We start from the raw sequence: 12,958 nt of genomic DNA, 5'->3' as shown, positions 1-12,958 counted from the left end.
GTCGGTTCAAACGGTGGGCCGCAAAGCGCGGCGCGGCACCGGATTGAGGCACGAAATGTACCTGTATGTATGACAGCGTGATGAAGACGCGCCATAACGAAACTTTACTGACGGAGTGCCTGATGCCTCCGCCCTGAAACAGGCAAGGCCGCCGAACTTCGATGAGTCGCGAGCGGCCTTCCCAGTCTATGCAAGCTTCGACGGAGTTTTGTCTCCGCCCGCCTTCATCAGCCTTCGGCTGCTTCCTCAAGAGCCGGCTCGACCGGAACTTCGGAGGATGCTCCGAGATCACGGCCGGAAGAGCTCTGCTGGCGCGCAATGCCGTCGATGGCAGCGCGGGAGATCAGCTCGCAGTACAGGGCGATGGCGCGCGATGCGTCGTCGTTGCCCGGGATCGGATAGTCGATCAGGTCCGGATCGCAGTTCGAGTCGATGATGGCGACAACCGGGATGCCGAGGCGCTTGGCTTCGTCGATCGCGATCTTTTCCTTGTTGGTGTCGATGATGAACATCAGGTCGGGGGTGCCGCCCATATCGCGGATACCGCCGAGAGCCTTGTCGAGCTTTTCACGCTCGCGCTCGAGGTTGAGGCGTTCCTTCTTGGTGAAGCCCTGGGCTTCGCCGTTCAGGATCTCGTCGAGCTTGCGCAGGCGCTGGATCGAGTTGGAGATCGTCTTCCAGTTCGTCATCATGCCGCCGAGCCAGCGCGAGTTGACGTAGTACTGGGCCGAACGCTTTGCGCTGTCGGCAATGATCTCGGACGCCTGGCGCTTGGTGCCGACGAAGAGGACGCGGCCGCCACGGGCCACGGTGTCGCTTACGACCTGAAGGGCACGCGACAGCATCGGAACGGTCTGAGCCAGATCGATGATATGAATGTTGTTGCGGTCGCCGAAGATATACGGCTTCATCTTCGGGTTCCAGCGATGGGTCTGGTGGCCGAAGTGGACGCCTGCCTCAAGAAGCTGGCGCATAGAAAAATCAGGCAATGCCATGCCTTGTTACTCCTTTTCCGGTTGAACCTCCGCAAGACGAACAGCACCCTCTTCGAGAATGCCACCGGCGGAACAGCCCGGATTTCTCCCGGACGATCCCATGCCTTACGTGTGGAATGCCGGTGCCCATACATTCGGTTCGGCATAAAAGCAAGGAAAACATTCCATTCGGCATAAAAACACGGATTCTGCCGAACATCTGCCCGGCTGCCCTGCCCTTTAAATGTCGCCGCTCAGCTTGCCAACTAATCACAAGAGCAGGACGACAGAAGGCGACTCAATCATCGCTGGTCGCCGGCACAATAATGAACTTTATGATTCAGTTTTATGACTGCGGAGAAACCGCGGCCTACTTGCAGACCTCAGCCTTGTGATCCAGCAGCTCAAGCTTGGCGAGCTTCCCGGTCAGGACGAAATCGCCATAATCCATCGTCAGGTCGCGGGTGATGCCGTTCTCGTAGAGTTTGAAGGACATGCGGTAGACCGGCAGCGAATCCGTTTTTGCATTCTCATTGAAATAGGCGATGGTCACCGGCCAGAAGGCTGTCTTCGAGAAGGCGCCGGCATTGCCGGCATCAGCCTCCTCGGCGGCGGGCGTTTCCTGCTTGCCGACGATCGTGGTCGTCACCAGCGACTTGTCGCCGTCATCGGAACCGTCGAAAACGCGGGCTTCGAAGAAACGTTTTCCCTCCTTGGCGTTCTGGATCACATCGAGCATATGCTCTGTCGGAAAGCGGCTTTCGCCAAGCTGCAGCTCGCGGCTCGCCGGCTGCTTGAGATCGACTTTGACGCCATTGGCCTGATTCTCGGCCGCGCCGTTGACCTCCTTGTCGAGCTGGTCGTCGGTGAAGGATTTGGTATCGAAGGTAAACTTGCGATCCTTCAGGTTCTCGAAGGTCTTTGTCTGCTGATCGCTGACGCGTACGCTGTCGCCAGTATCGATCTGCGTCACGAAGCGGAAATTTGTGGTGAAGCCCTGGCAATAGCTGCCGTCGAATTCATAGACCATGCGGCCGTACATCGAGGCGATGCCGGAGCGGTCCGAGGCATCCTTCAATTCCAGATCGTAGACGGCGCGATGGGCGACGAGACCGGTCGCGATCGCAGCGCTTGCCGCAGGCGCACCCGCCCATGCATTGGCGGATACGCTGGCAAGAAGCAGAGCGGCAAGCGACGATCGGAACATTCATTCACTCCTGTTGGACTCAGCCGCGATGTTATATGAACTCTTTCGGCCAAATCGAGGCTCGAAGCTGTCATAATAAAGATTCTAGTCTTGATGCATAATTTTTGAAACATTGACAACAAAAGCGGAGACGAAAATGTCCGATGAAATTGCAGCGCGCCTGACTGAGATGGGGATAACCCTACCCGAAGCCGCAGCCCCAGCCGCAAATTACGTTCCCTATGTCATCAGCGGCAATCTTCTCTACATCTCCGGTCAGTTGCCACTCGAAGGCGGCAAGATTGCCGTATCAGGCCATCTCGGCAAGACGGTAGACGTTGCAAGCGGCCAGCGCGGCGCCGAACTCTGCGCCATCAATATTCTCGCCCAGGCCAAGGCCGCTCTTGGCGGCAATCTCGGCCGCATTCGGCGGGTGATCAAGCTAAACGGATTCGTCGCCTCGGCGCCCGACTTTGTCGAGCAGCATCTCGTCATCAACGGCGCGTCGAACCTGATTGCCGGCGTGCTCGGCGAGGCGGGCAAACATGCGCGCGCCGCCGTCGGCATGGCCGCCCTGCCGCTGAACGCCGCCGTCGAGATCGATGCTATCATGGAAATCGCAGAATGACGAATGCGGCCTGGATCAAGGACGTGCCGGTCGCCCATCGCGGCTTTCATGACCTCAACAAGCTCGTCTGGGAAAATACGCTTTCGGCCTTCTCGCGTGCCGTCGAAGCTGGCTTTGCGATCGAATGCGATCTGCATTACGCCTCCGACGGCGTGCCGGTCGTCTTTCACGACGAGGACCTGCAGCGTCTGTGCAATCTGAACGGCGACATCCGCGAGCGCACCTCAAGGGAACTCGGGCTGATCGCCGTCGGCGGCACCAGCGATAAGGTGCCTACGCTGCGCCAGCTTCTCGATCTTGTTGCGGGCAAAGTGCCGCTGGTGCTGGAGCTGAAGGGGCGTGAGGCCGATGACGAAGGCTTTGCCGAATCCGTGCTCGAAGTGCTCGAAGGCTATGAGGGCAAGGTCGCGCTGATGAGCTTCGACCATTGGCTGCTGCGCGATCTGAAGGCGCTTGGCTCGCCCTACCCGCTCGGGCTGACCGCCGATGGCAACACACCGGAGGAGTTTGAGACCCATGCCAGAGCGATGGAGATCGGTCTTGATTTCATCTCCTATTATTATGGCGACCTGCCGAACGCCTTCATATCAGGCCAGCGAGAAATGGGCATTCCCGTCATCACCTGGACAGTGCGCGACGAGGAGGCGCGCCAGCGGACCTTCGCCAACGCAGACCAGATGACCTTCGAGGGCTTCGACCCGCGTGTGGCGGTTTGATGCTCGCTTTTTGGCCAAGATCATGCGCAGACTGCTGCATAATTCCTTAAATCGGATCGATTTGAGGATAAATGATGCGCCAACTAAAGTGTTGCAGCGTCCTTTGCGCGTCTGAAAGCAGCGCGGCGCTGTAAGGCAGAGCCGACCCGTCCCCCACAGGCTTCGCATTTGCCCCATGACCGACGAACTATCCATTCGCGTAGAACGCTCCTTCACCGCGATTTCCCCGGAGAGCTGGTCCAGGCTTTCCGGGGCGTCCAAGGCTTGCAGCACGCTTGCCTACAACCCGTTTGTTTCGCACGCTTTTTTATCATCGCTGGAAGAATCAGGCTCGGCCACGGCCGAAACCGGTTGGCTCGGCCACCATCTGTTACTCGAAACAGATCGTGGCGAGTTGATCGGCGCCCTGCCCGGCTACCTCAAGAGCCACAGCCAAGGCGAATATGTCTTCGACCACGGCTGGGCCGACGCCTTCGAGCGGGCCGGCGGGCGTTACTATCCGAAGCTGCAGTGCTCGATCCCATTTACACCCGCGACCGGCCCACGTCTTCTCGTCGCCGAAGGGTTGCAGCGCCTACCGATCCAGAGCGCGATCGCCGAAAGCCTGAAGGAGGTCGTGCGCCGGCTCGGCATCTCCTCGGCGCATATTACCTTCGTGCCGGACGAGGAGATCGGCGTCTTCGAGATGGATGGCTATCTGCACCGCACCGACCAGCAGTTCCATTTCATCAATGACGGTTATGCCAACCACGACGAGTTCCTCGAAACGCTCGCTTCGCGCAAACGCAAGGCATTGCGCAAGGAGCGCCGCGCCGCGCTCGAAAACGGCATCAGGATCGACTGGCTGACCGGGCGCGATCTGACGGAGCGGATCTGGGACCAGTTCTTCAAATTCTACATGGATACCGGCGGCCGCAAATGGGGCCGGCCCTATCTCACCCGCAAATTCTACTCGCTGATCGGCGAGCGCATGGCCGACGATATCCTGCTCGTCATGGCCAAGCGCGACGGACGCTATATTGCCGGCGCGATCAATTTCATCGGCGGCGAAACGCTCTACGGCCGTCACTGGGGCTGCATCGAGGACCACCCCTTCCTGCATTTCGAGGTCTGCTATCACCAGGCGATCGACTTCGCCTTAGCGAAAGGGTTGAAACGGGTCGAGGCTGGCGCGCAGGGCGAACATAAGCTCGCTCGCGGCTACCTGCCGGTGACGACGCATTCCGCCCATTATGTCGCCCATGCCGGGCTGCGCCGAGCGATCGGCGACTATCTCGCCCGCGAGCGCGCCGATGTCGAACATATGAGCGAGCTTTTGGCCGAGCACAGCCCCTTCCGCAAGGGTGAGCGTCAGCAGGAGGATTGACGCCGCCCCGCCAAGCGCGCTACCCGATCAAATGGAACGTGAGGAGATTTTGCGATGACCAGCGCCTATGACGACAACAATATCTTCGCCAAGATCCTGCGCGGCGAAATTCCCTCGCACCGAATCTTCGAGGACCAGCATACGGTCGCGTTCATGGATGTGATGCCGCAAGCGCCGGGCCACGTGCTCGTCGTTCCGAAGGCGCGTTCGCGCAATATCCTCGATGCCGATCCCGCCACCCTCGTCCATGCCATTACCGTCGTTCAAAAGGTCGCCCAGGCGGTCCAGGAAGTTTTCGACGCCGACGGCGTGTTCATCGCCCAGTTCAACGAGCCGGCGGCTGGACAAACGGTGTTCCATCTGCATTTCCATATCATCCCTCGCCATGAGGGCGTGGCCCTCAAGCCGCATTCCGGCAAGATGGAAGACGGCGCCGTGCTCGCCGCCCATGCTGAAAAGATCCGGGCGGCCCTGGCGTAACGCGGATCTCTGCCGACGAAGGGAAACAAAAAAGGCCGCTGGTGACGCGGCCTTTTTAATTCGGTGACGAACTCTCACTTCTTGCGCGGAACCTTGGGAACCGTGCTTCCCTTCTTGGGGGCGTCGCGGACCTCGGGCTCGGCCTGCGGGACCGTCTTGGCACGGGTCTTGCGGGCCGTCTTCGTCTTCAGCTCGCCATCATCCTCGTCGTCGGCTTCGGGATGCACGGCCTCGGCTTCCGGCTTAGGCTTGATCGGCGCCGTATCCGGAATGGCTTCCAGCAGGATACCGGGCTTGCCGTCTTCCTTCGGGCCGACGGTGACGTTGACGACGCCGCCTTTCTTCAGCTTGCCGAAAAGGATTTCGTTGGCGAGCGGCTTCTTGATCGTGTCCTGGATGACGCGGGCAAGCGGCCGGGCGCCCATCTTCTCGTCGTAACCCTTTTCTGCAAGCCAGGCGATCGCATCCTCATGCAGATCGAAGGTGACGTTCCTTTCGGAAAGCTGGGCCTCCAGCTGCATGATGAACTTCTGAACGACCTTGTGAATGACAGCCGTCGGCAGTGCCGCGAAGGGAATGATCGCGTCGAGACGGTTGCGGAACTCCGGCGTGAAGAGACGGGTCAGCGCCTCCTCGTCCTCGCCGGTGCGCTTGGACGAACCGAAGCCGATCGCCGCTTTGGCCATTTCAGAAGCGCCCGCATTCGTCGTCATGATCAGGATGACGTTGCGGAAGTCGATCTTCTTGCCGTTATGGTCGGTCAGCGTGCCATGGTCCATGACCTGCAGCAGGATATTGTAGATATCCGGATGCGCCTTCTCGATTTCGTCGAGCAAGACCACGCAATGCGGATGCTGGTCGACGCCATCGGTCAAGAGACCACCCTGGTCGAAGCCGACATAGCCGGGAGGTGCGCCGAGCAGACGCGAGACCGTGTGCCGCTCCATATATTCCGACATGTCGAAACGCAGGAGCTCTACGCCGAGCGACGCTGCCAGCTGCTTTGCCACCTCGGTCTTGCCGACGCCGGTCGGACCAGAGAAGACATAGGCGCCGATCGGCTTGTTCGGCTCGCGCAGGCCGGCACGCGCCAGCTTGATCGAGGTCGAAAGCGCTTCGATCGCAATGTCCTGGCCGTAGACCACCGAACGCAGTTCCTGCTCGAGATTGGCAAGCACCGCCTCGTCGTCCTTGGAGACGGTCTTCGGCGGAATGCGCGCCATCGTGGCGATCGTCGCCTCGATCTCCTTCTCGGTGATCAGCTTGCGGCGCTTCGAGGGCGGCAGCAGCATCTGGGCCGCACCCGTTTCGTCGATCACGTCGATTGCTTTGTCCGGCAGCTTGCGGTCGGAGATGTAGCGGGCCGACAGTTCGACGGCCGACTTGATGGCGTCGTTCGAATAACGCAGGTGATGATATTCTTCGAAATAGGGCTTCAGCCCCTTCATGATCTCGATCGCATCATTGATCGACGGTTCGCTGACGTCGATCTTCTGGAAACGACGGACCAGCGCCCGGTCCTTCTCGAAGAACTGGCGATATTCCTTGTAGGTGGTCGAACCGATGCAGCGGATGGCGCCGGATGACAGCGCCGGCTTCAAAAGGTTCGATGCATCCATCGCCCCGCCAGAGGTGGCGCCGGCGCCAATCACCGTATGGATTTCGTCGATGAAGAGGACGGCTCCCGGATATTCCTCCAACTCCTTGACGACCTGCTTCAGGCGTTCCTCGAAATCGCCGCGGTAGCGTGTGCCGGCAAGCAACGTGCCCATGTCGAGCGAGAAGATCGTCGCATCGGCGAGCGCTTCTGGAACTTTGCCTTCCACGATCCGCTTGGCAAGACCTTCGGCAATCGCCGTCTTGCCGACGCCGGGATCACCAACATAGAGCGGATTGTTCTTCGAACGGCGGCACAGGATCTGAATGGTGCGGCTCACCTCGGCATGACGGCCGATCAGCGGATCGATCTTGCCGCCCTTGGCCTTCTCATTGAGATTGACGCAATAGGCTTTGAGCGCATCCTGCTGTTTCTTGGGGCCGCTCTCTTCCTCGCCGCCGCGCGCCGTCGGCTTGCTCTCGGCCTCTTCCTCGGCGCCGCGCGGAGTGCGGGTCTCCGACGCGCCCGGCCGCTTGCCGATGCCGTGGGAAATGTAATTGACGGCATCATAGCGGGTCATCTCCTGCTCCTGCAGAAAATAGGCGGCATGGCTCTCGCGCTCGGCGAAGATCGCGACGAGCACGTTGGCGCCGGTCACCTCCTCGCGGCCGGATGACTGTACGTGGATGACGGCACGCTGGATGACACGCTGGAAGCCGGAGGTCGGCTTCGAATCCTCATCGTAACCGGTGATCAGATTGGAAAGTTCGTTATCGACATACTCGACGAGCGTCTTGCGCAGCGCGTCGAGATCGACGTTGCAGGCGCCCATGACCGCAGCCGCATCGGCATCGTCGATCAGGGCGAGCAGCAGATGCTCGAGCGTCGCATATTCATGATGCCGCTCGTTGGCAAAGGTCAGTGCCTGGTGGAGCGCCTTCTCTAAGCTAGGCGAAAATGTTGGCACGTTAAGATCCTCACTTCTTTTCCATGACGCATTGTAGCGGATGCTGGTGCTGCCGGGCGAAGTCCATCACCTGGCTGACCTTCGTTTCCGCTACCTCGTATGTGAATATTCCGCACTCGCCGACGCCGTGATTGTGGACATGGAGCATGATGCGGGTGGCACTTTCACGGTCCTTCTGAAAAAAACGCTCCAGAATATGAATGACGAATTCCATGGGAGTGTAGTCGTCATTCAAAAGCAGCACGCGGTAAAGGTTGGGCTTCTTGGTCTTCGGCTTGGTGCGTGTGATGACCGAGGTTCCGCGATTTCCGTTGTCCCCGTTCCTTTCGCTGTCGTTCTGCATCCGGATCGGCTTTGCGATCATTGTCATTCATTCCTCGATCAATCCGGCGGAGCATGGGAGGGTGCTTTTCCCGCCGAATATCTGAAACACTAACTTAGTTCATAATGGGCCGATTTTAAGCCCCCTGCCAGACACTGCAATCAAGAAATGCCGGCATGCACGGGAAAGGCCAAAAAAGTCCCCGGGCCGATCCAAGCGGACGCTGTGGCGAAGGTGGAAACAAAAAAAGACCGGCTACAGATGCGTAGCCGGTCCCGGTATTTCAATATGTCGCGCAGGTTGCGCCGTCGCAATCAACTCATGCGGCGGCAGGCGTTGCCGCCGGCGCCTGCCTGCCCGTCTTGACGACGGCAGTGGCGATCGGAGCCTCGTAAGGCTTGTAGGCGGACTTGGCGAGATCGGCGTACATTTCGCCGAGCTTGGTGGCTTCGGAAACGAAGCTCTCATAGCTGGACTTGACGAAGCTGGTCTGCAGTTCGAACACGGCCTCGAAGCTCTTTGCCCCGGCCAGCGTTTCGAAATGCGTCACCGCATCCTGAAAGGACTTCTTCGAATAATCAGCAGCTTCGGCGGCGATTGCCTGAAAGCCCCTCGCCGTATCGGAATAGGTTCTCAGCGCCGTATCGACGGCTTCCTTGCTCTTCCTGTTTGCTTCGTCAAAGTTGAACATGGCCGTCCTCCGTTGGGCTGTTGGATGGCGGCAGGGTAGCCGCAACGCACAAATAGTCAAGTAGTCTTGTGCGGCGCAAAACATCTCAGGGTTGCGTTACCGCGATAAGACAAAGCGAGCGCGCCTGTGAACGTACCTCTTTAACGGTTTTTGCTAATATATATCACAACGCCACAACCAGGCGTTTAAAAAAAATTTGATTCGTCAGCAAAAAAACAAAAAAGACCGGGCGCTTGCGCCGCCCGGTCCACTTCAAGTTCTCAGGCGCGATCAAAGATCGACGTCGAGGATCGCCATCGAAAAGTTGTAGGAGCGATCGCCGTCTTCGTCGTCGACATAGACGACGCCCAGAAATTCTTCGCCGAGATACACTTCCGCGGAATCGTTCTTGCGCGGACGCGCCTTGACGATGATCTGCGGGTTGAACATGCGCTTGAAATAGGCGTCGAGCTTCTTGATTTCTTCAGGCTTCACTCTGTCATCTCCGTAAGCGATCTTGATTGGCCGCTTCTTGCACAGGAAAAGCAGCGGTGTAAAGGCGGGCTGCTGCTTGGGCAGTGGCTGTCCCTGCTCGGTCCCTGCCGGTTTTCCTTTCCTTTTCCAATAGGCGCTCAGATATCGGCGCCGATCACCTGATCCATGTTACGCGACGGTTCGGAACAACCGGCCTCGCCGACGACCTTGGCCGGCACGCCGGCAACCGTCTTCTTGGGGGGCACCGCCTTCAGCACGACAGAGCCGGCGGCGACGCGTGAGCAGAAGCCGATCTCGATGTTGCCGAGAATCTTCGCGCCGGCGCCGATCATGACGCCGCTGCCGATCTTCGGATGGCGGTCGGCCCCCTCCTTGCCGGTGCCGCCGAGCGTGACGCCATGCAGGATCGAAACATTGTCGCCGACAACAGCCGTTTCGCCGATCACGAGGCCGGTGGCATGATCGAGGAAGATACCCTTGCCGATACGGGCGGCCGGATTGATGTCGGTCTGGAAGACGCTGGAGGAGCGGCTTTGCAGATAGAGGGCGAAGTCACGCCTGCCGCGGTTCAGCAGCCAGTGGGCCAGACGATGCGTCTGCAGCGCGTGGAAACCCTTGAAATAGAGCACCGCCTCCATGAAGCGGAGGCAAGCGGGATCGCGGTCATAAACCGCCTGGATATCGACGCGCAGGATCGAACTCCATTCCGGCCAGTCGGCGAGCATTTCCTCGAAGGTCTGGCGCAGGAGGATCGCCTGCATGTCGGGGTGATCGAGGCGTTCGCAGATGCGGTGGATGACGCACTCTTCGAGCGACCGGTGATTGATCACCGTCGAATAGAGAAAGGCGGCGAGAACCGGGTCCGTTTCGGCGGCAGTGCGGGCTTCCTCGCGCAGGCTGTCCCAGATGGGATCCATCACTTTCAGCGGATGGCCTGTCTCAAAAGCACGAATGTCTGTCTTGGCGACCATCGCCGCTCTCCTCGTTGCCAGCCGGAATGCCGTTTCGGAATGCCCATATATAGTGGAAAACGCCAATAACATAAATGGGTGCCGTCACCATGGTTTTTTAGCACGATTTTTCGGCATCATGATGATGTCACCCTTCGGCGACCCTTGCGTAGAAGGCCAGCACCGCCTGCTTGAAAACCTTATCGCCGACGGCGAGCATATGATCGCGGCCGGGAATATCGAGCGCTTCGGCCTCGGGCATCAGGGCAGCCAGCTCCTGCGGCGAGCCGGCGATATCGTCCTTGGTGCCGACGCCGATCAGGGTCGGCATATCGAGCTTGGCCATATCCGAGCGCGCGACGAGGTCGCGCGAGCCGCGGATGCAGGCGGCAAGCGCAGTGCGGTCGCTCTTCGTCTGTTCGGCGAAGGCGCGGAACATGCGGCCGCGGTCATGCATCACGACGTCCAGCGACGGAGCCAGCAGCGCATCGGCAATCGGGTCCCAGTCGCCGACGCCATCGGTCATGCCGATGCCGAGGCCGCCGAGCACCAGCGAGCGGACGCGATGCGGATTGGCGAGTGCAGCAAAGACGGAAATGCGCGCGCCCATCGAATAGCCCATGAGATTGGCCTCAGGGATGCCGAGATGATCGAGCAAGGCGATCGCATCGCCGGCCATCACCCATGGACGATAGGCTTCGGCATCATGCGGCTTGTCGCTCGCGCCATGGCCGCGATTGTCGATGGCGATCACCCGGTAGCCGGCATCGCCGAGCGTCCTCAGCCACCCCGGATTCACCCAGTTGACGTTTGCTGTCGAGGCAAAGCCGTGAATCAACAGGACAGGCACACCGGAGGGATCGCCTTCGTCAAAAAAGGCGAGCCGCAATCCCTCATGGGTAAAGCTCGAAAATGCGGGGGTGTTCAGGTTCATCGGGTCTTCCTTTTTGGCGCGACCATAATCGAGCCGCCTGCCAGCGTGAAGCCAAAAACCGTGGCTGAAAACTGTGCTTGCCGCGGCGCTTTGGCTCTACACATTTGCAGCGAAGACTTATAAGGTCCGCGCACCTTTCATAGCATTCGGAGAGCGACATGGCCGGCCACAACATTCCTCACTTCCAGAACGACGGCGGTCATCGCGTCATCGAAGTCGGCGTCAAGGAATTCATGTGCACTGGCGCTTCGGTTCCTTTCGACCATCCGCATATCTTCATTGACATGGGCGACGACAACGAGAAGGTCTGCTCCTATTGCTCGACGCTTTACCGCTATAATGCGTCTCTCAAGCCGAGCCAGACCAATCCGGCAGGCTGCGTTTTCCACGTGAAGGCGGCGTAAACAGTCCAGAATCCGGATCGGACTTGATAATGCCGGTCGAACATGCCGCCATCATCGGCGCCGGCATTGCCGGGCTGACCGCCGCGCTGTCGCTTTCCCGGCGGGGCATCAGCTCGGAGATTTTCGAGCAGGCGGAAGAACTCATCGAAGTCGGCGCCGGCTTGCAGGTTTCGCCGAACGCCTCCCGCATCCTGGCTGAACTCGGCATCCTCGACGGACTTTCAAAAGTCTGGCTCGAACCGGACACGATCCGGCTAATGTCAGGCGGTTCGCTGCGCCAGCTTGCGGCCGTGCCGGCCGGAAAATTCGCGCGGCAGCGCTGGGGAGCACCCTATGGCGTGCTGCACCGCGCCACGTTGCAGAATGCGCTTCTCACTGCGGTCGAAGCCGATCCGCTCTGCCGGCTTCATCTCGGCGTGCGAATGGAATCGAATTCGCCGCCTGTCGAGCGGGCCGCCGATGTCGTCATCGGCGCGGACGGCGTCTGGTCGAAGCTCCGGCAATCCGTGCCCGGCAGCCCCTCGCCGCGCTTTTCCGGCAATATCGCCTACCGCTTCACCATTGCCGAAAACGAGGCGCCGGGTTTTCTCGACCGAACAAGTGTTTCGGCCTTCCTCGGCGGATCGGCGCATCTCGTCTGCTACCCGCTGAGGGAGACCGCCAGCATCAACATGGTGGCGATCACCGCCGGCAATGCCGCGCCGCAGGCTTGGCGAAACGAGCCGACGGCAGAGCAGCGCGCACGGCTCAGGGCGCAGCTTTCCGGCTGGAACAGCGCGATTATGTCGCTGCTCGAAAAACAGCCGAAGCTGACGTTCTGGCCGCTCTTCGAAACGACATCGGGCGTGTGGCAGGATGGCCGTAGGACGATTCTGATCGGCGATGCCGCGCATGCGATGATGCCCTTTGCCGCCCAGGGAGCGGCCATGGCGATCGAAGACGCCTACGAACTTGCCGCGTTTCTCGCCAATCGTCCGGTAGCGAAAGCACTGGCGCTCTTTGAAAGGCATCGTGCACCGCGCATTGCAAAGCTTCGCCAGCGCGGCGCCTTCAATAAATTTGCCTATCATGCGAAGGGTCCGATTCGGATCGCGCGTGATCTGGTGCTCGGCCTGAAGCCGCCGCAAAACCTGGCGGCCGATCTCGACTGGATCTACGGCTACCGGGCTCTGAGCACGCCGTAAGGCGCCGCAGGCGGCCGCAGCGCCTGAGGCGCGTCGCGATCTTTCAGATTCGCTCCTTGCGCTTAGATGTTTGTTTTACGCATGT

The 12,958-nt window shown here is 59.9% G+C and carries 14 protein-coding genes; 6 read left to right on the top strand and 8 right to left on the bottom strand.

Going from position 1 to position 12,958, the window contains the following annotated elements:
* Positions 1-227 precede the first annotated feature (227 nt).
* Both rpsB and RHE_RS09765 read right to left on the bottom strand, forming a co-directional pair.
* Entirely contained in the window at positions 228-995 is a 768-nt protein-coding gene (gene rpsB, locus RHE_RS09770; RefSeq protein ID WP_003573382.1) for a 30S ribosomal protein S2, read from the bottom strand.
* Between the two features lie 349 nt (positions 996-1,344).
* Positions 1,345-2,181, bottom strand: coding sequence for a cell envelope integrity EipB family protein (locus RHE_RS09765; protein ID WP_011425192.1), 837 nt, complete (start codon positions 2,179-2,181; stop codon positions 1,345-1,347).
* A 136-nt stretch (positions 2,182-2,317) separates the two neighbouring features.
* Here RHE_RS09765 and RHE_RS09760 point away from each other — a divergent pair, with 136 nt between their 5' ends.
* The 4 genes from RHE_RS09760 (at position 2,318) to RHE_RS09745 (ending at position 5,350) form a co-directional block, all read left to right on the top strand.
* Positions 2,318-2,788 (top strand): RidA family protein, encoded by a 471-nt coding sequence (locus RHE_RS09760; protein ID WP_011425191.1) that lies wholly within the window; start codon positions 2,318-2,320, stop codon positions 2,786-2,788.
* On the top strand, positions 2,785-3,504 hold the full coding sequence (locus RHE_RS09755) for a glycerophosphodiester phosphodiesterase (RefSeq protein ID WP_011425190.1): 720 nt from the start codon (positions 2,785-2,787) through the stop codon (positions 3,502-3,504). Before RHE_RS09760 ends, RHE_RS09755 begins: the two co-directional genes overlap by 4 nt.
* A gap of 175 nt (positions 3,505-3,679) precedes the next feature.
* Positions 3,680-4,870 (top strand): GNAT family N-acetyltransferase, encoded by a 1,191-nt coding sequence (locus tag RHE_RS09750; RefSeq protein ID WP_011425189.1) that lies wholly within the window; start codon positions 3,680-3,682, stop codon positions 4,868-4,870.
* Positions 4,871-4,924: 54 nt separating this feature from the next.
* Positions 4,925-5,350, top strand: a complete 426-nt coding sequence (locus RHE_RS09745) for an HIT family protein (protein ID WP_011425188.1) — start codon at positions 4,925-4,927, stop codon at positions 5,348-5,350.
* 74 nt (positions 5,351-5,424) lie between these two features.
* On the opposite strand, the gene clpA is transcribed toward RHE_RS09745, so the two are convergent.
* The 6 genes from clpA to RHE_RS09715 all read right to left on the bottom strand — a co-directional run bounded on the left by clpA (position 5,425) and on the right by RHE_RS09715 (position 11,285).
* On the bottom strand, positions 5,425-7,914 hold the full coding sequence (gene clpA / locus RHE_RS09740) for an ATP-dependent Clp protease ATP-binding subunit ClpA (protein ID WP_011425187.1): 2,490 nt from the start codon (positions 7,912-7,914) through the stop codon (positions 5,425-5,427).
* Positions 7,915-7,924: 10 nt separating this feature from the next.
* Positions 7,925-8,278 (bottom strand): ATP-dependent Clp protease adapter ClpS, encoded by a 354-nt coding sequence (clpS, locus tag RHE_RS09735; protein WP_008526939.1) that lies wholly within the window; start codon positions 8,276-8,278, stop codon positions 7,925-7,927.
* A 277-nt stretch (positions 8,279-8,555) separates the two neighbouring features.
* Positions 8,556-8,927, bottom strand: a complete 372-nt coding sequence (locus RHE_RS09730; protein WP_011425186.1) for a phasin family protein — start codon at positions 8,925-8,927, stop codon at positions 8,556-8,558.
* A 270-nt stretch (positions 8,928-9,197) separates the two neighbouring features.
* Positions 9,198-9,401 carry a DUF3126 family protein gene (locus RHE_RS09725; protein ID WP_011425185.1) on the bottom strand — a complete coding sequence of 68 codons (204 nt, stop codon included), beginning with the start codon at positions 9,399-9,401 and terminating at the stop codon, positions 9,198-9,200.
* Positions 9,402-9,538: 137 nt separating this feature from the next.
* Entirely contained in the window at positions 9,539-10,372 is an 834-nt protein-coding gene (cysE, locus tag RHE_RS09720) for a serine O-acetyltransferase (RefSeq protein ID WP_004675925.1), read from the bottom strand.
* A gap of 127 nt (positions 10,373-10,499) precedes the next feature.
* Positions 10,500-11,285 (bottom strand): alpha/beta fold hydrolase, encoded by a 786-nt coding sequence (locus tag RHE_RS09715; RefSeq protein WP_011425184.1) that lies wholly within the window; start codon positions 11,283-11,285, stop codon positions 10,500-10,502.
* 158 nt (positions 11,286-11,443) lie between these two features.
* Here RHE_RS09715 and RHE_RS09710 point away from each other — a divergent pair, with 158 nt between their 5' ends.
* Both RHE_RS09710 and RHE_RS09705 read left to right on the top strand, forming a co-directional pair.
* The gene (locus tag RHE_RS09710; RefSeq protein ID WP_011425183.1) at positions 11,444-11,689 is read left to right on the top strand and encodes a zinc-finger domain-containing protein; all 246 of its coding nucleotides are present in this window, start codon (positions 11,444-11,446) and stop codon (positions 11,687-11,689) included.
* A gap of 29 nt (positions 11,690-11,718) precedes the next feature.
* Positions 11,719-12,873: an FAD-dependent monooxygenase gene (locus RHE_RS09705; protein ID WP_011425182.1), complete on the top strand. Its 1,155-nt coding sequence runs from the start codon at positions 11,719-11,721 to the stop codon at positions 12,871-12,873.
* The last annotated feature ends 85 nt before the right edge of the window (positions 12,874-12,958 follow it).

This window comes from Rhizobium etli CFN 42 (genome assembly GCF_000092045.1).
Classification (GTDB): domain Bacteria; phylum Pseudomonadota; class Alphaproteobacteria; order Rhizobiales; family Rhizobiaceae; genus Rhizobium; species Rhizobium etli.
This window is presented reverse-complemented; position numbering and strand designations above follow the sequence as displayed.